Below are 21,058 nucleotides of genomic sequence, written 5' to 3' on the forward strand. Positions count from 1 at the left end.
AATTTAACAATTTAAGCAGGATTTATGCTTTCTTTCACGAAATAGTTATTTGATATAGGTAGAGAACAGTTGTGAAAGGAATTGATAGATATGAAATCAGATTTAGTAATTGCAATTGATGGACCAGCGGGAGCAGGAAAGAGTACTATAGCTAAGCAGGTAGCCGAGGAGTTAGGTAGCATTTATATAGATACCGGTGCTATGTATCGTGCTTTAACTCTTAAGGCTCTGCGTTTAGAGATTGATATAGGTTCTGAACAAGAACTAGCGAATTTAGCTAAGAATACAGAGATTCGTTTCCGAAAGGTGGATAATCAAGACCGGATATTATTAGATAATGAAGATGTAAGTGAAGAGATTAGAAGCCAAGCAGTTAGTAATCATGTTTCTTTAGTTGCTAAAGTACCAGCAGTTAGAAAAGAGTTAGTTAATTTGCAACGAAAGATGGCGAAAGATACTAGTGTAGTAATGGATGGACGTGATATTGGTACTGTTGTTTTACCTAATGCAGATGTTAAAATATTTTTGACCGCGTCTGTAGAAGAGAGAACAAAGAGAAGGTATGAGGAGTTGAAGCTCAAAGGTGAAGAGATAGATTTTTTTCAGTTAAAGTCAGAAATTATAAGAAGAGATAAGTTAGACAGGGAACGAGTAGTGGCTCCTTTAAAGAAAGCAGATGATGCCATTGAATTGGATTCGACAAAGCTAACGATTCGAGAGGTTGTTGAAGAAGTATTAAGATTATGCTAGGAGGAGTTAGTATGAAGGAAGGAAACTTAACCTATAAGTTTGGTCATTTTGCTTTTAATACTTTCTTTAGATTTGGGACTGGTTGGCAGATAGATGGTAGGGAGAATATTCCTCAGCAGGGACCATTAATTGTAGTTGCTAATCATATTAGTAATTGGGACCCACCAATTGTAGGAAGTGCTTTGAACAGGCCTGTACATTTTATGGCTAAAAAAGAACTATTTGAGGCTCCTGTTATAGGTGGGGTTTTAAATCATATAGGTATGATTCCTGTAAATCGAAGTAAGTCTGCTCGGGGAGCGATTCGTTCGGCATTAAAGATATTGAACGAAGGTAAAGTTTTAGGTGCTTTTCCCGAAGGTACTAGAAGTAAGACAGGTAAATTAAAAAGAGCTAAGTTAGGAATCGTTATGATTGCTTTAAAGGCGGAGGTTCCATTATTACCTATTGGTTTATCTAATACTAAGCAGCCTTTTAGTGAAGATGTTAAAGTAAGGATAGGAGAGCCATTTACTTTAGATAAATATTATGGTAAGAAATTAGATAAGAAGGAAATGAAAGCAGTCGGTAGAGAGATTATGAGTGAGATTAAGACTTTAATTGAATAATATACTAATTTTAGAATTAATTTTGTAATTAAATTATAGATGAACTTTTAGTTAAGTATAGATTAGAAAGTAGGTATAGTAATGATATTTGATCTATTAATTACTTTACTACAGAATATGTCAGTGATTGCTGTATTTGCTTATTTATTAAGTCGGACTGAAATATTTAAGAAGGTAGTTTATGAACAGTCTAGTCCTAGAATTAAGATATTTCTAATTATATTCTTTGGGCTTCTTTCGGCCTTAGGAACTTACTTAGGAGTTTATATCTTTGGTGCTTATGCAAACATTAGGGCTATTGGTGCGGTGGTAGCTGGCTTATTAGGTGGTCCAATAGTTGGTTTAACTACTGGTTTAATTGGAGGTTTGCATCGTTATACTTTAGGTGGCTTTACAGCTTTTGCTTGTGCAGTGGGGACTACTTCGTCTGGTTTAACGGCTGGTTTAGTCCGTAAGTATCGTTCATTTAAGCAGATTAATGCCAAATTTGCTTTTGGATTAGGAATCTTAATTATGGTTATTGAAATGATATATGTTTTATTTTTAAGTGAATCTTTTGTAGACGCTCAAAGACTAGTGAAAGTAATCGCTTTACCTATGATTTTGAATAATGCTTTAGGTATTGCTATCTTTATTAACATTTTGAAAACTACCAAAAATGAAGAAGAAAAAGTAAGAGCTTTACAATCACAGAAAGCCTTAGAGATTGCTAATCGGACCCTTCCTCATCTGCGAGAGGGTCTTAATTATGATTCAGCAGCTAAAGCTGCGGCAACGATCTTAAGTATGACGGATATAAAAGCAGTCTCTATTACTAATCGTAATGAAGTTTTGGCCCATAAAGGCTTAGCAGAGGATCATCATCAACCAGGAGAGAAGATTATAACTGAGGCTACTAAGCGGGCTATTGCAGATAGAGAATTAGCTGTTATTGATAAGCGTACGGATATTGGTTGTCCAGTTAAAGGTTGTGAATTGGCATCAGCAGTAGTAGTTCCTTTGAAATTTGATGAAGAGTTAATTGGAACTTTAAAATTTTATAAAGATAATGAAAGTAGTATTAATGATGTGGATATAGAGTTAGCTACTGGTGTAGCTAATCTATTATCGACTCAAATCAAGATTGCTCATTTAGAACAAGCGGCTCAGTTAACTACTCAGGCTGAGTTAAAAGCATTACAGGCACAGATTCATCCTCATTTCTTATTTAATGCTTTAAATACAATCATTTCTTTCTGTCGAACTAACCCTTCCGAAGCCCGAAGATTATTAATTAAGCTCTCTCATTTCTTTAGAAAGACTTTAAAAGAAGGTAAAAAGATGGTCAGTTTAGCTGAAGAGTTAGAGCATGTAAAAAACTATATAGCGATTGAAAAGGCTAGATTTGGTGATGATTTACAAATGAAGATAAAGGTTAAAGATGAACTATTAAACTTACATCTACCTAGCTTTATATTACAACCGTTGGTTGAGAATGCAGTTCGGCACGGGATCTCTCCTAAGTCTGGTATTGGAATAGTAGAGATAATAGCAAAGGAAAAGAATAATGAGGTAGAGATTATTATTAAGGACAATGGCATGGGGATTGAAGAAGGTCAATTGACAGAAATTTTAAAGGAAGGAAGAGGTAAAGGAACAGGGATCGGTTTAACTAATGTCAATTCACGTTTACAAAAGATTTATGGTAACGATTATGGTTTAAAAATAGATAGTCAGTTAGGTATAGAAACTAAGATATTAGTTACAATTCCTCAACAAGATATAGAAGGAGGGAAAGCATGAGTTTAGCAGCGGTTATAGCAGATGATGAAGCACCGGCTAGAGATGAATTGAAATTTTTATTGTCTAAATTTGATTTAATTGAAATAGTAGCCGAAGTAAGTGATGGTGGTAAGGTGTTAGATATTTGTAAGAGTAATGAACCAGATTTGCTCTTTTTAGATATTCAAATGCCAGGAAAGACAGGAATAGAAGTAGCAGAAGAGATTCTCAAATGGGAGGTTCAACCTTTAATTATCTTCATTACCGCTTATGATGAGTATGCAATTAAGGCGTTTGAACTAAATGCTATCGACTATCTCTTGAAGCCTTTTACTGAAGAGAGATTTAATAAGACAATAGAACGGGTGTTAATGAAGAAGGATAAGCAAAAGAAGCAAGGGATTAATGACAAATTAGGTCAAATATTAGCTTCAGTTGAAGATAAAAAGAATTCAGTCCTTAAGATTCCGGTTCATTCGAAACAAGGAAGAATTAAATTATTAAATCAAGATGAGGTTATTGCTGCTTATACTAAGAATAAAGATATTTATATTAAGACTTATGATAATGAATATAAGACTGATGCAACTTTATCTGACCTTGAAGAAAGATTGCCGATGCCTAAGTTCTTTCGAGTACATCGTAGTTACTTAGTTAATCTAGAAAGAGTAAAGGAAATCTTACCTTGGTTTAAAGGGAAATATCGTTTAATTATGAATGATAAATTAGAATTAGAAGTACCGGTTAGTAGAATGAAAGTTAAAGAGTTAAAAAGAATAATGAAATTATAAATGATAATGAAGCTATAATAGTTATACAAGATTCTTAATTATGTAAAGATTTTAATTAGTTTAATTCACTCAGGTTAATATAATGTATTTCAGGTGTCGATTTATGTAGTTTAAAGCGAAAGTATTCCTTTATTCCTCCTAATTTATTATAATTTGATTACACAATATTTTTAAAATTAGGAGGGGAAATATTTATGGTATCATTTATAGGTTCATTAATTGCATTAATAGTAGGGTATATGGTTTATGGAAAGATTGTAGATAATATTTTTGGGTCGGATGAAACTAGAGAGACTCCGGCTCATGCTAAAGAAGATGGTGTGGACTATATGCCGCTTAGTTGGCCGCGGGTATTCTTAATTCAACTTTTAAATATTGCTGGATTAGGTCCTATCTTTGGTGCGATAGCTGGAGCATTATTTGGGCCAGCTGCATTTCTTTGGATTGTATTTGGATCGATCTTTGCGGGGGCAGTTCACGACTATTTATCAGGGATGATTTCTGTAAGGCATGATGGAGCAAGTATTGCTGAAATTGTTGGGGAATACTTAGGAGAGGGAGCACGCAAATTTATGCGAGTATTCTCAATTATTTTATTAGTCTTAGTTGGAACTGTATTTATGACTGGACCGGCGGGATTATTGGCTAATATGACTAGTTTAAATCTTAATATGTGGTTAGGAATTATTATTATCTATTACTTCTTAGCTACTGTATTGCCAGTAGATAAGGTTATTGCTAAATTATATCCAATTTTAGGTGGTTCGTTATTGGTTATGGCGTTAGGGATTGCTGGTGGATTAGTATTTGGTGATTACAAGATTCCAGAGATTGCTTTAACTAATTTACACCCGGATTCATTGCCGATGTGGCCAATGTTATTTGTAACGATTGCTTGTGGGGCAATTAGTGGTTTCCACGCAACTCAGTCTCCATTAATGGCTCGTTGTTTAGACCAAGAAAGAACAGATGGTAGAAAAGTGTTCTATGGAGCTATGATTGCTGAAGGTGTAATTGCTTTAATTTGGGCGGCAGCAGCAATGACTTTCTTTGGAGGCACAGAAGGCTTAGCAACAGCTATGGCTGAAAATGGTGGACCAGCAGGAATCGTTAAGATAATCAGCGATAATATGCTAGGTGCATTCGGTGGTATTTTAGCTATGTTAGGCGTTGTAGCATTGCCAATTAGTTCAGGAGATACTGCATTTAGAAGTGCTAGATTAACATTAGCAGATATCTTTGATTTAGACCAGACTGAAACTACTAATAGATTTAAGTTAGCTATTCCTTTATTTGCAATCGGAGTCGTCTTATCACAGATGGACTTTAGTATTATTTGGCGTTACTTTGCTTGGTCTAACCAGACTTTAGCAATGGTCGCTTTATGGGCAGGTGCTGCTTATTTAGCTAAGCATGGTAGATTTCATTGGATTGCTACGTTACCTGCTACTTTTATGACTGCGGTTTCTATTTCGTATATCATTATGGCTCCAGAGGGTTTCGGTATTCAAGGGCCATTGGCTACAATAGTTGGAGTTTTAGTAGCAATTGGAGCTTTTGTATGGTTCCTAAGAACCCATCAAAAACAAGAAATTAGAGGCGAAATGGAGAATGCTGCGTAATTGTCAATAATGGGGATGAAATAACATTTAATTATATATAATGTCAAATAATGTGTTTTTTGAATAAAAAGTATACCTTAATTTGAATTAAGGTATACTTTTTTTCTAATATAAGAAGGAATTATTTTATTGACGACGAAAAAATATAAAGGGTTCTTTTTTAATTTCTATAATATTCCGGATTAGAATGGGAATACTACCTTGTAAGGATTATCTTGGTATTGTTGTGTTGGAAGGAGGAATTGGTTCTGGAGATTATTTTAGCAGATCATGCTGGTTTCTGTTTTGGAGTTACTAGAGCAATGGATTTAACAATGGATGCTGGAAAGAATAAAGAAGGTGAAATCTTTACTTTAGGTCCTCTAATTCACAATCCACAGGCAGTAAATAAGTTAGAGGAACTAGATGTGAATATAGCAAATAATGTAGATGATGTAGATGAAGGAACTATAATCATTAGGTCACATGGTGTTCCTCCTAGCATACTAGCTGAAGCTAAAGAGAAAGATTTAGAAGTATTGGATGCTACTTGTCCTTTTGTTAAGAAGGCACAAAAGAGTGCTGCCCGCTTACAAGAGGAAGGCTATCAAGTAATAATTAGCGGGGATAAAGAACATCCAGAAGTAATTGCAATTTTAGGTTCTACTAATAACCAAGCAATTGTAATTGAAGATGAAGGTGATTTTGAAAAATTACCAAATAAATTAAAAAAAGCTGGTGTAATTGCTCAGACTACACAATCTATTGATAAGTTAAAAGCGGTTGTTAGTCAATTAATGGATGTTACAGAGGTTTTAAAGGTATTTAATACTATCTGCACTACCACTAATGAAAGACAAGCATCAGCAGCAAAATTAGCTGATAAAGTAGATTTAATGATTGTAATTGGTGGTTATAATAGTGCGAATACCAATCGCCTGGCTCAAATCTGTCAAGAGGTTGGCACTCAGACTTATCATATTGAAACTGCAGATGACCTAAGTCGGGATTGGTTTCATAATATTAAAAGAGTAGGTGTTACTGCTGGGGCATCGACCCCAAATTGGATTATTAAGGAGGTTGTCAGTCGAATGGAAGAGATTAAGAATGAGGAGAATTTAACTGAGGAAGAAACGAGTGAAAATGAAGAGGTTGAAGAGGTTGAAGAGGTTGAAGAGGTTGATGAAGAAGTAGGTGAAACAGAAGAGGTAGCAGAGGAAAATTATGAGGAAGTTGCTGACTTCACAAAGGGTGAAGTCTTAACAGGAACTGTAGAACAGGTCACTGATGAAGGAGTATATGTTAATATCGGTGCTAAATCTGAAGGTTTTATTCCTCGTAATGAGGTTAGCTCAAATCGTTCTGATGCACCAGAAGATGTAGTAAGCGAAGGCGATGAAATTGAAGTTGAAGTATTGAAGCTTGAAAGTGACAGTGGAGAGGTTATTTTATCTAAGAAACGACTTGAGCATGAAAAGGCCTGGGAAAGAGTACAAGAAGTACATGAGAATGATGAAATTATTGAAGCTGAGGTTACTAAGGAAGTAAAAGGTGGTTTAGTAGTTGATATTGGACTAAGAGGGTTTATCCCTGCTTCTCATGTAGCGATCGAATATGTTGAAGATTTAAGTCAATATATTGGTGAAACATTACAATTAAAGGTGATCGAAGTTGAAAGAGAGAATAATAATGTAGTACTTTCACGTAAGAAAGTATTAGAAAAAGAGCTTGAGAAGAAGAAAGAGGAAATCTTTAGTTCTTTAGAAGAAGGAGAAGTAGTTGAAGGAACAGTAACTAAGTTAGTAGACTTTGGTGCTTTTGTTGATATAGGTGGAGTAGAAGGTCTATTACATATTTCTGAAATGTCATGGGGAAGAATCGACCATCCATCTGATGTATTAGAAGAAGGAGAAGAGATTAAAGTTAAAGTTTTAGGTGTTAATCCAGAAGAAGAGAGAATCTCTTTAGGGTTAAAACAGACTCTGCCAGACCCATGGGAACAGTTTGTTAGTAAGTATAATGAAGGTGAAGTAGTTGAAGGTAAGATTACTAAGACTGTTGACTTTGGTGCCTTCATGGAGATTGAACCTGGAGTTGAAGGTTTAATTCATATTTCTCAATTATCTCAACGTCATGTTGCTACTCCTAATGAAGTAGTAAATGCTGGTGATGAAGTTGAAGCTAAGATTATTAATATTGAATCTAATGAAAGAAGAGTAGGATTAAGCATGAAAGAGTTAGAAGATGATAATGACCAGCCACAAAAGCAACAGAAAGATGTTGAGGACTTTATTGATGATGACGAAGGTAGTGGAGTTACTATTGGTGATATGTTTGGAGAATTATTTGAAGAGTAATATCAAAATTTAGATAAATCTTTAAATTTAGTTTTATAATTAAAATTAAATTAAATTAAACTAAACTAAACTATTAAGAAGCCTCTGGTATGATTTTCATACCAGAGGCTTCTTTTTTTAATGAATATTTTAGTGCCTTCAGGGAAAGAATAGCTAGCGATAAGAAAAAATTTGGAGGTGGGAAAATGCCATTTGGAGTAATTGTATTAGTTGTTATGGCGGTCTTAATTTATCTAGGTTTTGCACAAAGGATTTTGGACAGGATGTATCTTACTGATAAACAGGCATTAGTATTTCTTGCTTTGATGTTAGTGGGTAGTTTTATTGATATCCCGATTACTACTGCGCCAGCAATTAGTGTTAATGTAGGAGGTGCGATTTTACCAGTTCTTTTGGCTATCTATGTTTTAGCTAAAGCAGATTCCACTAAAGAATGGTTAAGAGCTATCTTTTCCATAGTGGTAACCGGTGGGGTGATCTATTCTTTGACTAAGATCTATCAATTTGAAGAGGGTCATACTTTATTAGATCCATCGTATATCTTCGCTATTGTTGCTGGTGTAACGGCTTACTTAACTAGTCGTTCACGGAGAAATGCTTTTATTTCTGGTACTGTAGGATTTTTACTATATGATTTAATTCATGTATGGCAGATCACCTATGGAGGTGTACCAGGACAAGCAGATATTGGAGGAGCAGGAGCCTTAGATACAATCGTTACTTCTGGTTTTATTGCTGTCTTATTAGCTGAAATAGTTGGTGAATCTAGAGAACGGCTCCAAGGTGGATCAAACCATGATGATACAGATGGAGATGACTCTGGAGAAGAAGAAAAACTAGATAATGTTAAGTATGCTGATTTCTTGTCAGGAAAGCTTAAAGATAATACAGATGAGGGGAAAAGAGGTGATAGAGATGAATAAAAAGGTAACTAAAACTTTAATTTTAAGTTTAGTATTCTTAATGATCTTCAGTACACTTGCTTATGCTGAACAAGAAAAGAAGGATGGTTATTTTACAGTAGTAGATGAAAACGGGAAAGTCATCTTTCAAACTGCTATGATGGTACACAAAGGTGACTGGTATATTAATCAGAATAATAAGAAGTACGTTGTGACTAAAGTTAATGGTGATCAAGCTATTGTTAAGTATGAAGGTACTGTTGACCTAACTACGAGCGATGATTTATCTTCTTCTATCTCACAGCCGGAAGCCTTATTATCTAAAGAAGAGGCTAAAAAGGAGATTACAATCTATAATACTCATAGTGATGAGTCCTATGTACCTACTAGTGGAACTCATACTGAACCGGGTAACGGAGATGTTTATAATGTCGCTGATGTATTTGCTAAGCAGTTAAGCAAGAAAGGGATTAAAGTAATTGCATCTAATGCTAAACATGACCCTCATGACGGAGGTGCTTATGAAAGATCAAGGAGAACTGCGAAAAAATTAGCTCAAAAGAGACCCGATGCTATCTTTGATATCCATCGTGATGGAGTACCAGATCCTTCACAATATGTTACTACTATTGATGGTAAGAAAGTTAGTCAGGTGAGATTAGTAGTAGGTAGACAGAATCCTAACATGAAAGTAAATGATAAATTTGCTAAACAGCTAAAGGCAACTGCAGATAAGGTCCATCCAGGGTTAATTAAAGGAATCTTTTATGCTAAAGGTAAATATAATCAAGATCTCTCTCCTAGGGCAATGTTGTTAGAAATGGGTACTCATGTTATCCCTCGAGAGCAAGCGAAGAGAGGGGCAGTGATGTTTGCTGATGCGGTGAATCAATTGCTCTATGGAGGAGGAAAACAACAAGCGCAGGGTGCTGGGCAGGTTAATGCTGAACAGGATTTAGGTGCTTTTACTTCATTATTAATTATTTTAGCAGTAGTAACTGCGGGAATCTTTGGTTATCTATTTATTAATGAAGGGAGTTGGGAAGGAGTAATGAATCGAATTAGACGTTTCTTTGGTCAAGAGATGGTCAACTTCTTAGGATTTGAAGATGGTATTAAAAGGTCAAATGAGGACAAGGATGGAGATAAGAATAAGGATGAATAAGAAAGAAAATAATAACAAGCTAAGAATTAGATAGTGTTGTTAGAGCTGACTAAAAAGGCTATCCCTATTGTAAAAACAATAGGGGCTACAAGTCACCTTGTATGCTGTTCATACAGCGTATACCTTGAATATTTCACACATTGAAGGTATTAGTCAATGTAACTCCATATATTCACTTAAGTTTATTATATCATGATATGGATTAATTTACCATGTTAAATATTACACACAAAGGAGGGAAGGCAATTCCTCCCCGCCTAAATTTTAGATGGGGTTTCCTTGCCGAATATTAGATGAAATACCCAGTAATGATTATAGGTAGTATTCTATTAGGGACCTTAGCTCGGCTTTGGATGCTGAAGATCGATTATCGTCAGTACCCTGGTTATCCTCACGGATATGCTGTGCATCTAACCTTAGGAATGATTGCTGCTGGGTTAGGTGCTATGGTCCTACCAGCATTGTTAGAGAAGGATTATGTAGCGATAACATTTCTTGCTTTGGCTGCTCAACAGTTTAGTAATATTCGTGGAGTAGAAAGAGAGTTTTTAAATCATTTAGAAGAGACTGAATTAGTTCCGCGAGGGACTGCCTATATAGAAGGAATAGCTAAAGTGTTTGAGACTAGAAATTATCTTGCTTTATTAGTAGCTTTAATTAGTACCATTGGCTTTAAGTTATTTGAATGGTACGGAGGCATTATTTTTGGAGTACTAACAGCATTAATTTTACAGAATGCTATGAGAGAAAAAGTAGTTAAAGATATTGCTGATGTAAAGGTGGTGGACTTGGAGTTTAAAGGTGATGAAGGAGAGAATATTGCTATTGGTGATGTAATAATTATGAACGTAGGAGTAAAAGAATCTTTAGAGTATTGGCAAAAAAATGGAATAGGAATTGTGCTCGACCCAAAAGATGATAATGCAAGAGCCACTTTGGCTAATACTGGCCAAAGACAAGCAATCTTACATGATGTTGCTACTCAATTGGGAGTTAGATTAGATGTTGGAGTACAAGATTATACTCCACTAGCTAGATTAAATTTAGATACAGGAAGAGTCGTTATTATTATAATTCCTATTGAACCGGATGAGAAATGGATTAAGAAGGCTGTAGAGAAGACTCCTGTATTAGAAGGGTCTAAACGGAGACCTTTAGCATCAGAAGCAGGTCATGCAGCGGCTGATTAAGGAGGCTTGAAGATGGAAGTTAGTTTAACTAATAATATATTGGCAATCGTCACTTTAGAGTCTAATAAGGATAAGGTTGAAGGTGGAGGGGCGCCAGTATTTTATGTAGAAGATGAAGAGGAGTTAGAGTATGTAGCAATGTTAATTTCGCGATTAACATTATCTATGGCTCATAATTTAGGAAATGGTGTATATATTTTAGTTAAACATTAATTGGTTAAGCATTAACTAGAGGAGTAAAAGATGAAGATAATCTATTATGACAGTACTGGGCAGTACTTAGCAGTTATTGCTGCTGCTTTTCATTTGAATATGGTATCTGTAGATAATAAAGTAGAGGATAATCAACTTCCTAAACGGGATACATTAGAGAAGTTGCCGTACTTCGGCAATCAAGAGCAAGTTAAATTAGGACAGATTATCTTTGTTGGCACCGACCAATTAGGTAATGATATTTATATTTTAGGTAGTGACAAGGTTGGTGACGTAATTGAGCGGGTAGCAGAAGGTTTAAGTAGGATATTTCAGTTAGAAGCAGAGAATCTATTTATAGATTTAACAGATTATGAAGATAGAAGACTAAAGTGGGGATTAAAGTTGAAAAGAATATTTCCCAGTCTTTCTGTAGCTAATAGATTAATTAATCATAGTCTAAGAGATTCATTTCCTGAATTACTTGATAAAGTTAATAAAATAAAGAAAAGTTTAAAATAAGAAGATTTAGATTATAAAGGTGGCAAATGAATGAAAGTAATATATAATTGTTATGGTAGTGCTCATTCTTCTGTTTTGGCAGCTGCAATTCATACTGGAGTTTTGCCTCATGAGCGGATTCCAACTAAAGAAGAAATCTTAAATGTACCCCATTATGACAAGACGGATACTGAAGAGATAGGAACTATCTATTATTTTGGTGAGGATGAATTAGGGTTTAAGGTCTATATAGTTGGTATGAAAGGATCACGGAAGATTGTGAAGCGAGCTATTTTCAGCACTTTAAAACATCTCGGTATTGCTAGAACAGAATTAATCTTAGTTGATACTTTGCCATATGTTAATAATATGACCCGAATAGGTGGTTTTTTATCAAGGGGATTGGGCTTGATTAGCATTGGGAGGCCTTTAACAGTTTACGGGTTGCAGAGGTCATACAATCGTTTTGTTAACTTAGTTGGGGATGTAAAGGAGAGGCTAGCTAATCTTCAGTAATTAACTCGATTTTAACTGCTCATCACTTGTTGGTGAGCTTTTTTGTTGTTAAAATAATGATATAGCTTGACTAATTTAGTTTGATATAAGATAATATAAGATAGGTTGCAAAATTGAGGTGGTTAATCATGGAAAAAAGGAACTGTATAGAAATAGAAGCAGTTAGTCCAAATAGTATAGCGGCAGATTTAGATATAGAGTCTGGAGATAAGTTAATGAGTATTAATGGAATGCCAATTCGTGATTATATTGATTATAAATTTTTAGTTACCGATTTATATTTAGAGGTTCTGATTAAAAAGAGTAATGGAGAAGAGTGGTTATTAGAGATTGAAAAGGATTATGATGAAGATTTAGGTTTGGAGTTTTCAGATATTATATATGATGGATTGAAAAAATGTAATAATAATTGTCTTTTCTGTTTTGTTAATCAATCACCGCCAGGACTAAGAAGAACTTTAAATTTAAAAGATGATGATTATAGATTCTCGTTTTTACAAGGAAGCTATATAACGTTAACTAATTTAAGAGCTAAAGACTTTGAACGAATCAAAAGAATGCATTTAAGTCCTTTGTATATATCAATACATACAACTAATCCTAAATTAAGAGTGAAGATGTTAAGAAATAAGAAGGCCGGAAAGGTCTTAGATAGATTAAAAGATTTAGCCGAGTTCGGTATTGAGTTTCACACTCAAATTGTACTATGTCCTAATTTAAATGATGGTGAGGAATTAGATAGAACGGTTCAAGATTTAGATGAGTTAGCATCTGCTGTCAAAAGTTTAGCGGTGGTTCCAGTTGGTTTGACTAAATTTAGAGATGAATTATATGATTTACGAAGTTTTACTAAAGACGAAGCTAAACAGGTAGTAGCTCAGGTAGAAGACTGGCAGCAGAAATTAGGTCAGCAGCAAGGCGGAAATTACCTATATTTAGCAGATGAATTCTATTTGTTAGCTGAGCAACCGCTTCCAGAAGCAGAAGCTTATGACGGTTTTCCACAATTAGAGAATGGGGTAGGGATGGTGCGTCTTTTTTGGGACCAGTTTGCAGAAGTAGAAGATGAGCTTCCGGATACTATAGAAGAAGAGAAGAAATTTACGTTAGTTACTGGTGAATTAGGGGAAAAAGCTTTAAGGCCAGTAGTGGCTAGGTTGAATGAGATTAGAAATTTATTAGTAGAATTATTAGTAGTGCCTAATAATTTTTTTGGTAGAGAAGTTACGGTTACTGGACTCTTAACTGGAAAAGATATAATTAAGAAGATTAGGGAAGAAGAAGTAACAGGTAGAGTAATCTTACCAGAGATTCTTTTAAATGATGATGGATTATTTATTGATGATTTAAAGCTAGAAGAATTAGAAGCAGAATTTGATTATTTAGAATTTATTTTAGTTGCGAATAACGCAAGTGATTTGACAAATGAACTAATTAATAATTAGACGGAGGGATTTAGTATGAGTAAGCCGGTTGTAGCTATTGTTGGGCGACCTAATGTAGGAAAATCGACACTTTTTAATAGGATTGTTGGTAACCGTATCTCTATTGTTGAAGATAAGCCAAGTATTACTCGCGATAGAATCTATGCAGAAGCAGAATGGTTAAATAACCATTTCTTATTAGTAGATACAGGAGGAATTGATTTAGGTAGTGAAGAAGAATTTAAAGAAAAGATTAGACAACAGGCAGAAATAGCTATTGAGGAAGCCGAAGTGATTATGCTTGTAGTCGATGGGCGATATGGGGTTCATCCTATGGACCGGGAAGTAGCTAATCTATTGCGTAAGAGTGGGAAACCGATTATTTTGACGGTTAATAAGGTAGAATCTAAGGAACTGGCTGAGGAAGTAAAGTATGATTTTTATGAGTTAGGCTTAGATGAACCGATATTGATTTCGGCGGAGCATGGTCGTAGGATAGGAGATTTATTAGATGAAGTAATTGCTCATTTCCCACAAGAGGAAGATTTGGCGTATGAAGAGGATACAATCCGTATTTCGGTAATTGGTAGACCTAATGTAGGAAAATCGTCTTTAGTTAATAAGATTTTAGGAGAAGAAAGGGTAATTGTTAGTGATGTACCAGGAACTACTCGGGATGCTATAGATACTTACTTTTCAGTTGGTGAACAACAATTTGTTATTATCGATACTGCAGGGATGCGGAAGAAAGGAAAGGTGAAACCAGGTGTCGAAAAGTATAGTGTAATTAGGTCTTTAAAGGCTGTAGATCGTTCGGATGTAGTATTGATGGTCTTAGATGCTACCGAAGGAATTACTGAGCAGGATAAAAGGATTGCTGGTTATGCCCATGAAGAAGGCAAGGCTATGGTTTTAGTAGTTAATAAGTGGGATTTAATTGAGAAGGAAACAAATATTGATCAAAGATATGCCGAAGAGATTAGATATGAAGCTGGATTCTTAAAATATGCACCGATTAGTTTTGTTTCAGCTTTAACGGGACAGCGGGTGTTAGAAATATTAGAGATAGTAGAGTATGTCTCTGAACAGCATTCAAGAAGGGTTAAGACTAATACTTTAAATAATGTAATCAAAGAAGCAACGACTATGTTTGAGCCACCAAGTGATAAGGGTAGGAGGTTGAAGATCTATTATGCTACTCAACCGCGGGTTAAACCGCCATTATTCGTTTTCTTTGTTAATGACCCAGATTTAATGCATTTTTCTTATAAGCGTTATTTGGAGAATAGTATTCGAAAGGCGTTTGGATTTGCGGGAACACCGATTAAGATTTTAACTAGAGAAAGAAATTAAAAAGAGAGTAAGTAAGGGGAGAAGAATGATGTTTAGTTATTTGTTTGTAATTTTAATTGGCTATCTATTAGGTTCAATTCCATTTGGCTTATTATTAACTAGATTAGTAAAAGGTGTGGATATAAGAGAACACGGCAGTGGTAATATTGGTGCTACTAATGCTTATCGAATAATGGGGTTTGGAATGGGAGTGATGGTTGCGCTCTTTGATATTAGTAAGGGTTACTTTGGTGTTCTAATAGCAAAGCAAGTATTTGGAACTAGTCCGTCTCTAATTCTTATTTTAGCTGGGTTAGCAGCGGTTGCCGGGCATAATTGGCCGATATTCTTAAAGTTTAATGGAGGTCGTGGAGTAGCTACTTCAGTGGGGGTTTTAATTAGTCTGATGCCGAAAGCAGTTTTAATTGCCTTTTTTGTTTGGTTAATAACTGTATTAACGACAAGATATGTTTCGTTAGGTTCTATATTAGGGGCTGCTTTAATACCTATTTTGGCTATTCTTTTTAATAATCCATTAGTATATGTTAGTTTAGGTATAGCGATTGCTACTTTTGTAATTTATCGTCACCGTCCTAATATTAAAAGACTATTAGCTGGGGAAGAAAATAAGATTGGTTGGAATATGAATGTGGATACAGATGATGAGTGAGATAGATATAGTTGATGAGCGTTAAGTTAGGCAATAAAGGAGGAGATAAAAGATGGAGAAAGTAGCTGTTATTGGTGGTGGGAGTTGGGGCAGTGCTCTTGCTATCGTATTAGCTCAAAACGGATATCAAGTTAATCTACGAGATATATCACCAGAACAGGTTGAAGAGATCAATGATAAAAGAAGCAATAATAATTATTTGCCAGGAGTTAAGTTTCCAGATAATATTACGGCTACTACTGACTTAGAAGAAGCGGTTAAAGACGTTGGATTAGTTGTGGTAGTAGTTCCTTCACATGTGATTCGAGAAGTGGCCAAAGAATTAAAAGGTCTAATTTCTGCTGACACATTAGTTGTTAGTGCGACTAAAGGGATTGAAGATAAAACTTATCATCGAATGTCAGAGGTATTAAAAGATGAATTAAGACCAGAGCTACATGATGATATAGCGGTCTTATCTGGACCTAGTCATGCTGAAGAAGTGAGTAGAGGGATTCCGACAACAGTAGTAGTAGCTAGTCAGTCACGACAATTAGCTGAAAGAATTCAGGATATTTTTATGTCTGATACTTTTAGAGTCTATACTAATCCAGATATAGTAGGAGTAGAGTTAGGCGGAGCTTTAAAGAATATAATTGCAATTGCTGCTGGAATCGCTGACGGTCTAGGATATGGAGATAATACACAAGCAGCTTTGATCACTCGTGGTTTGACAGAGATTAAACGATTAGGAATAGCATTAGGTGCTGATCCAATGACGTTTGCTGGATTGTCAGGCATGGGGGACTTGGTTGTTACCTGCGCTAGTCAACATAGTAGAAATCGACGCTTAGGAACTAAGATAGGTAGCGGTAAGAGTTTAGAAGAAGCATTAGATGAAATGGTTATGGTGGCCGAGGGGGTTAGGACTGCTAAAGCAGCTTATCATTTAGCTCGAGATAGACAAGTAGAAGTACCGATTATAAATAAAGCGTACGAGGTATTATTTAAAGGAAAAGACCCGCAACAAGGTGTTAATGAATTGATGCAGCGAGGAAAGAAGCATGAAATAGAAGAAGTGGTTAGTAATAAAGATAATTGGTAGGTTTAATATAGAAAAGAGATAGTTTTATAGCTTAAATAAAAGCTCCCAACTCCAGAGTTAATTTTGGAGTTGGGATTATTTTTATTAGGAATGTATATATAATAGAATTAAATAATCATTAATGAGTGATCTTGTAGGCCTTTAAGTCTTTTTCTAAGACATGATATTTCGAAGCTGTCTTCTTAATGGCTTCGTTACCATTTCCAGCTTGGCAACGAGTTAAAACAGATTCGTCCTTGTTGCTAGAGATAGTAACAAGATAAGTCTTTGAATTTTTTACGCCTACTTTTAAAAAGTCTAACATAGTCATTTTCATCTCCTTTTTTTAATTGTGAAGGATATATCAATCTTTATTTAGGCTTATTATAACACTTTGATTTAAATTTACAAGGGGTTAAAGAAAGTTTTATTCTTATTTCTAGTCTTTTGAAGTTTACAAGAGATAAGTAAAGAAAAATGCATTTATTAAGCTTACTTTGCTGTACATAAGACTTTTACTTGATTAATTGTTGATATAGAGAAATTCCCTTAATTATGTTTGAGATTTTTTATTTTATTATAAGCAAAAAAGAATATTTTGGAATTGAGTTCATATATATATATTGATATATGCCTAATATCTATAGGTTATTATATATATATTTATCATGTGCGTTAGCTTAAGACATTGTTTCAGGTTTTATTAATAAAGGTGTATTTTATAGACTGTAATTTATCAGAATTTAGTTTAAGTTAACGCTTATGATATATTTATAGGATTATTAACTTAGAGGAGGGAAAATGATGGAGGAGTATAATATTTATCAAGACATAGCTGATCGGACCGGTGGTGACATTTATATCGGTGTAGTAGGTCCAGTTCGAACTGGCAAATCGACATTCATTAAGAAGTTTATGGACTTATTAGTACTACCTAATATCGAAGATGAATACGAGAAGGAACGAACACAAGATGAGTTACCGCAGAGTGGTGGCGGTAGGACAATCATGACTACGGAGCCTAAGTTTGTGCCTAATGAAGGGACTAAGATTGCCTTAGATGAAAAGTTAGACTTTAGAGTTAGGTTGGTGGATTGTGTTGGCTACAAAGTTGATGGAGCCTTAGGGTATGAAGAGGAAGATGGTCCACGGATGGTGATAACTCCTTGGTTCCAAGATGCGATTCCTTTCCAGGAAGCTGCTGAGATTGGGACTGAAAAAGTAATTGAAGACCATTCTACAATTGGGTTGGTGGTAACTACAGATGGTTCTATTACTGAGTTGCCGCGGGATAGTTATGTTAATGCAGAGGAAAGAGTTATTAATGAGTTAGAGAAGCTAGGGAAGCCATACTTAATTGCTTTAAATAGTACCCATCCTACTAGTCAAGCAACTAAGGAGCTACAAGAGGAGTTAGAGGAGAAGTATGGCAGACCAGTTATTCCTATCGATTGTGCTAATTTAACTGAGAATGACATAACTTATTTATTGCAAGAGATCTTATATGAATTTCCAATCCGTGAAATTAATATTGATCTACCATTATGGATTGATGAGTTAGAGCCTGTCCATTGGTTGAGCAAAGAATTAACTGAAAGTATTAACACATCCTTAGATGAGGTAATTAGGCTAAGAGATATTGAGCAAGGGTTGAATAATTTAGCTGATTTTAAACATGCACAAGAAGTAATTTTAGAAGATATGAACTTAGGGACAGGGACGGCGGAAATTACTATTGGTATGCAAGAGAACTTATTTTATGACATAATTGAAGAAGTGACCGGCTTAGAGATTGAAGGAGAACATGAGTTATTTAATCTAATAAAAGAGTTGAGTGTTGCTAAGATACAGTATGACCGAGTAGCAGAGGCTTTGGCTGAGGTAGAAGAAAAGGGCTACGGAATTGTTAAGCCGGAAATAGAAGATTTGACTTTTGACGAGCCAGAATTAATTAAGCGTGGCGGAGGATTTGGTGTTAATTTAAAAGCTTCGGCACCTTCTATTCATATGATTAGAGCAGATATTACTACTGAAGTTTCGCCAGTAGTGGGGACTGAAAAACAGTGTGAAGAGTTAATTGACTTCTTACAAGAAGAGTTCGAAGAGAATCCAGATGCCATTTGGGATACTGACTTCTTAGGTCGTTCATTGTATGATTTAGTTAAAGATGGCATTCAGACTAAGTTATATCGAATGCCTGAGAATGCTCAAGATAAATTACAAGATACTTTGCAGAAGATAGTGAACGAAGGTAGTGGAGGTTTGATCTGTATTATTTTATAAAGAAGAGAATAATTATTGAGAAAATGGGTAAATTTAATATTAAGTTTTAACTTTAATAACCGGCATTAATGCCGGTTATTTTATTTTAGAAGATTTTTTTGCAAAAAAAAAGGAATAAATTATCGATATCACGAATTAAATTGGTGATATAATAAAGTTTAAAGTGTTATAATATTAAGGGAGGTGAGTGATTTGACAAAAACTGAATTAGTGGACAAAGTTGCAGAGAAGACGGGATTGACTAAGAAGGATACTAAAGAGACGGTTGATGCAGTACTCGATGTAATTACTGACACTCTTAAGTCAGAAGCTGAAAAGAGCGCTGATGAAAGAGACAAGATTCAGCTTATTGGATTTGGAGGTTTTGAAGTTCGAGATAGAAGTGCAAGAACTGGTAGAAATCCTCAGACTGGAGAAGAGATTGAAATTCCTGCGCGAAAAGTTCCTGCCTTTAAGCCAGGGAAGGGGCTAAAAGATGCGGTGAATGGTGATAAATAATATTTGTTGAGTAGAAAGAGCTTTTGCTCTTTCTACTTTTTTAATAATTTCAAAAAGTAAGAGGTTAAATAGAAGTGAGTATTAGAGTAGGATGCAGAAAGGGGAATGAATATGGAACAAAAGGTATATTTAAATGGTGAATTGGTAGCTAAAGAAGATGCAAATGTATCAGTATGGGACCATGGTTTTTTATATGGTGATGGAATTTTTGAAGGGATTAGAGCTTATAATGGTCGAATCTTTAGGTTTGATGAGCATATTAAGCGTTTATATGAATCAGCTAAGGCTATTATGCTAGATATTCCATTATCACCAGAGGAGATGGAAGAAGCAGTAATTAAGACGATTCAAGCTAATGAATTAGAAGATGCTTATATTCGGTTAGTAGTTTCTAGAGGAGTTGGTGATTTAGGATTAGATCCTCGTAAGTGTCCTGAGCCTACAGTTCTGATCATTGCTAGTGATATTGAGCTTTATCCGCCAGAGTTTTATGAGGAAGGTTTAGAAGTAATTACAGTGCCGACGAGAAGAAATATTCCAGAGGCCTTAAATCCTCGTATTAAGTCACTAAATTATCTTAACAATATCTTAGCTAAGATCGAAGCAAATCGAGCTGGGGTATTAGAAGCAGTTATGCTAAACAATGAAGGTTATGTAGCAGAGTGTACTGGAGATAATATCTTTATTGTTAAAGATGGAAAATTAATCACTCCTCCGACTTACATAGGTGCCTTGAAAGGAATTAAACGAGGTGTAGTAATGGAGGTAGCTCCTGAGTTTGGGTTAGAGGTGAAAGAGGAAGTATTTACTCGTCATGATCTTTATACTGCTGATGAGTGCTTCTTAACAGGAACAGCGGCGGAAGTAATTCCGGTAATCAATATAGATGGTCGAGATATCGGCGACGGTAAACCAGGTGAGTATACTTGGAAATTGATTGAACGCTTTAGAGAGGTCGCTAATAGTGAAGGTCGTCCGATTTATGATGAATAATTAGATATTTAAGCTCTCACTTTTTATTAGGTGGGAGCTTTTTTTGTTTAGTTGACAGTTGATAGTGAAGCCCAGAAAAGAGATTCCGAATTAGAAGCAGAGTTTATCGTAGGCTTGCAACCAGCCTTGGTTTTAGGCTGGGTGAGACAGTTAAAACCTTTAAGGTCTGAATTTTTTAGATACATAACTTGTACAGATAAGGCATAAGTTAAAGATAAGAAAACTGAATTATAAGCAGGAGAATAAGAAAATTTATCTAAATTAATATATAGAGGAGAATAATAATTCTGAGGCAAAATTATTGGTGTATAAATATACGGACCTTAACAAATCCTATAATAACAGTAGTTAATACTAGGTGCTAATCCGCGGCATTTTATTAAAAACAAGCCCAAATGTATAGATATACGACCTAAAATCGGTGACTTTCTTTCTAAGAAAATGCTGATGAGCCTTGATAT

21 protein-coding genes are annotated in these 21,058 nt (G+C 35.1%); 20 read left to right on the forward strand and 1 reads right to left on the reverse strand.

All coding sequences use genetic code 11. The annotated features are described in order from the left end of the window. The first annotated feature begins 90 nt into the window (after positions 1–90). From cmk to BM077_RS07845, 16 genes are all read left to right on the forward strand, one after another. Entirely contained in the window at positions 91–750 is a 660-nt protein-coding gene (gene cmk, locus BM077_RS07770) for a (d)CMP kinase (protein ID WP_089749233.1), read from the forward strand. A gap of 11 nt (positions 751–761) precedes the next feature. Beyond that, entirely contained in the window at positions 762–1,358 is a 597-nt protein-coding gene (locus tag BM077_RS07775; protein ID WP_089749234.1) for a lysophospholipid acyltransferase family protein, read from the forward strand. Positions 1,359–1,439: 81 nt separating this feature from the next. Further along, the gene (locus BM077_RS07780) at positions 1,440–3,140 is read left to right on the forward strand and encodes a sensor histidine kinase (RefSeq protein ID WP_089749236.1); all 1,701 of its coding nucleotides are present in this window, start codon (positions 1,440–1,442) and stop codon (positions 3,138–3,140) included. Next, positions 3,137–3,910 (forward strand): LytR/AlgR family response regulator transcription factor, encoded by a 774-nt coding sequence (locus BM077_RS07785; RefSeq protein ID WP_089749238.1) that lies wholly within the window; start codon positions 3,137–3,139, stop codon positions 3,908–3,910. The genes BM077_RS07780 and BM077_RS07785 overlap by 4 nt, the downstream gene beginning before the upstream one ends. A gap of 194 nt (positions 3,911–4,104) precedes the next feature. Then, positions 4,105–5,532 (forward strand): carbon starvation CstA family protein, encoded by a 1,428-nt coding sequence (locus BM077_RS07790; RefSeq protein ID WP_089749241.1) that lies wholly within the window; start codon positions 4,105–4,107, stop codon positions 5,530–5,532. Positions 5,533–5,774: 242 nt separating this feature from the next. Beyond that, positions 5,775–7,868: a bifunctional 4-hydroxy-3-methylbut-2-enyl diphosphate reductase/30S ribosomal protein S1 gene (locus tag BM077_RS07795; protein WP_255361593.1), complete on the forward strand. Its 2,094-nt coding sequence runs from the start codon at positions 5,775–5,777 to the stop codon at positions 7,866–7,868. 185 nt (positions 7,869–8,053) lie between these two features. Next, on the forward strand, positions 8,054–8,791 hold the full coding sequence (locus BM077_RS07800) for a DUF1614 domain-containing protein (protein WP_089749277.1): 738 nt from the start codon (positions 8,054–8,056) through the stop codon (positions 8,789–8,791). Beyond that, on the forward strand, positions 8,784–9,935 hold the full coding sequence (gene spoIIP / locus BM077_RS07805; protein WP_176941668.1) for a stage II sporulation protein P: 1,152 nt from the start codon (positions 8,784–8,786) through the stop codon (positions 9,933–9,935). Before BM077_RS07800 ends, spoIIP begins: the two co-directional genes overlap by 8 nt. A 293-nt stretch (positions 9,936–10,228) precedes the next feature. After that, the gene (locus BM077_RS07810; RefSeq protein ID WP_089749245.1) at positions 10,229–11,125 is read left to right on the forward strand and encodes a YIEGIA family protein; all 897 of its coding nucleotides are present in this window, start codon (positions 10,229–10,231) and stop codon (positions 11,123–11,125) included. 12 nt (positions 11,126–11,137) lie between these two features. Further along, positions 11,138–11,338: a capping complex subunit for YIEGIA gene (locus BM077_RS07815; RefSeq protein ID WP_089749247.1), complete on the forward strand. Its 201-nt coding sequence runs from the start codon at positions 11,138–11,140 to the stop codon at positions 11,336–11,338. A 30-nt stretch (positions 11,339–11,368) separates the two neighbouring features. Then, a complete protein-coding gene (locus BM077_RS07820; protein ID WP_089749249.1) occupies positions 11,369–11,839 on the forward strand; it encodes a DUF3189 family protein in 471 nt (156 codons plus the stop codon). Between the two features lie 30 nt (positions 11,840–11,869). Beyond that, positions 11,870–12,334 (forward strand): DUF3189 family protein, encoded by a 465-nt coding sequence (locus tag BM077_RS07825; protein WP_090003406.1) that lies wholly within the window; start codon positions 11,870–11,872, stop codon positions 12,332–12,334. 128 nt (positions 12,335–12,462) lie between these two features. Further along, a complete protein-coding gene (locus tag BM077_RS07830) occupies positions 12,463–13,779 on the forward strand; it encodes a DUF512 domain-containing protein (protein ID WP_089749254.1) in 1,317 nt (438 codons plus the stop codon). A gap of 15 nt (positions 13,780–13,794) precedes the next feature. Next, positions 13,795–15,111 carry a ribosome biogenesis GTPase Der gene (gene der, locus BM077_RS07835; RefSeq protein WP_089749257.1) on the forward strand — a complete coding sequence of 439 codons (1,317 nt, stop codon included), beginning with the start codon at positions 13,795–13,797 and terminating at the stop codon, positions 15,109–15,111. Between the two features lie 28 nt (positions 15,112–15,139). Continuing rightward, positions 15,140–15,760, forward strand: coding sequence for a glycerol-3-phosphate 1-O-acyltransferase PlsY (gene plsY, locus BM077_RS07840; protein ID WP_176941669.1), 621 nt, complete (start codon positions 15,140–15,142; stop codon positions 15,758–15,760). A gap of 52 nt (positions 15,761–15,812) precedes the next feature. Then, on the forward strand, positions 15,813–16,844 hold the full coding sequence (locus tag BM077_RS07845; RefSeq protein WP_089749261.1) for an NAD(P)H-dependent glycerol-3-phosphate dehydrogenase: 1,032 nt from the start codon (positions 15,813–15,815) through the stop codon (positions 16,842–16,844). 118 nt (positions 16,845–16,962) lie between these two features. Here BM077_RS07845 and BM077_RS07850 read toward each other — a convergent pair whose 3' ends face one another. Further along, positions 16,963–17,154 carry a hypothetical protein gene (locus tag BM077_RS07850; RefSeq protein ID WP_089749263.1) on the reverse strand — a complete coding sequence of 64 codons (192 nt, stop codon included), beginning with the start codon at positions 17,152–17,154 and terminating at the stop codon, positions 16,963–16,965. Between the two features lie 473 nt (positions 17,155–17,627). Here BM077_RS07850 and spoIVA point away from each other — a divergent pair, with 473 nt between their 5' ends. From spoIVA to BM077_RS13720, 4 genes are all read left to right on the forward strand, one after another. Next, entirely contained in the window at positions 17,628–19,106 is a 1,479-nt protein-coding gene (spoIVA, locus tag BM077_RS07855; RefSeq protein WP_089749265.1) for a stage IV sporulation protein A, read from the forward strand. A 192-nt stretch (positions 19,107–19,298) separates the two neighbouring features. Next, positions 19,299–19,604, forward strand: coding sequence for an HU family DNA-binding protein (locus tag BM077_RS07860; RefSeq protein WP_089749267.1), 306 nt, complete (start codon positions 19,299–19,301; stop codon positions 19,602–19,604). Between the two features lie 111 nt (positions 19,605–19,715). Next, positions 19,716–20,597, forward strand: coding sequence for a branched-chain-amino-acid transaminase (gene ilvE / locus BM077_RS07865; RefSeq protein ID WP_089749269.1), 882 nt, complete (start codon positions 19,716–19,718; stop codon positions 20,595–20,597). 51 nt (positions 20,598–20,648) lie between these two features. Then, complete coding sequence (locus tag BM077_RS13720) at positions 20,649–20,804, forward strand: hypothetical protein (RefSeq protein WP_176941670.1); 156 nt, start codon at positions 20,649–20,651, stop codon at positions 20,802–20,804. The last annotated feature ends 254 nt before the right edge of the window (positions 20,805–21,058 follow it).

Origin of the sequence: Candidatus Frackibacter sp. WG13 (genome assembly GCF_900114655.1) — a bacterium.
Taxonomy (GTDB): Bacteria; Bacillota; Halanaerobiia; order Halobacteroidales; family Acetohalobiaceae; genus Frackibacter.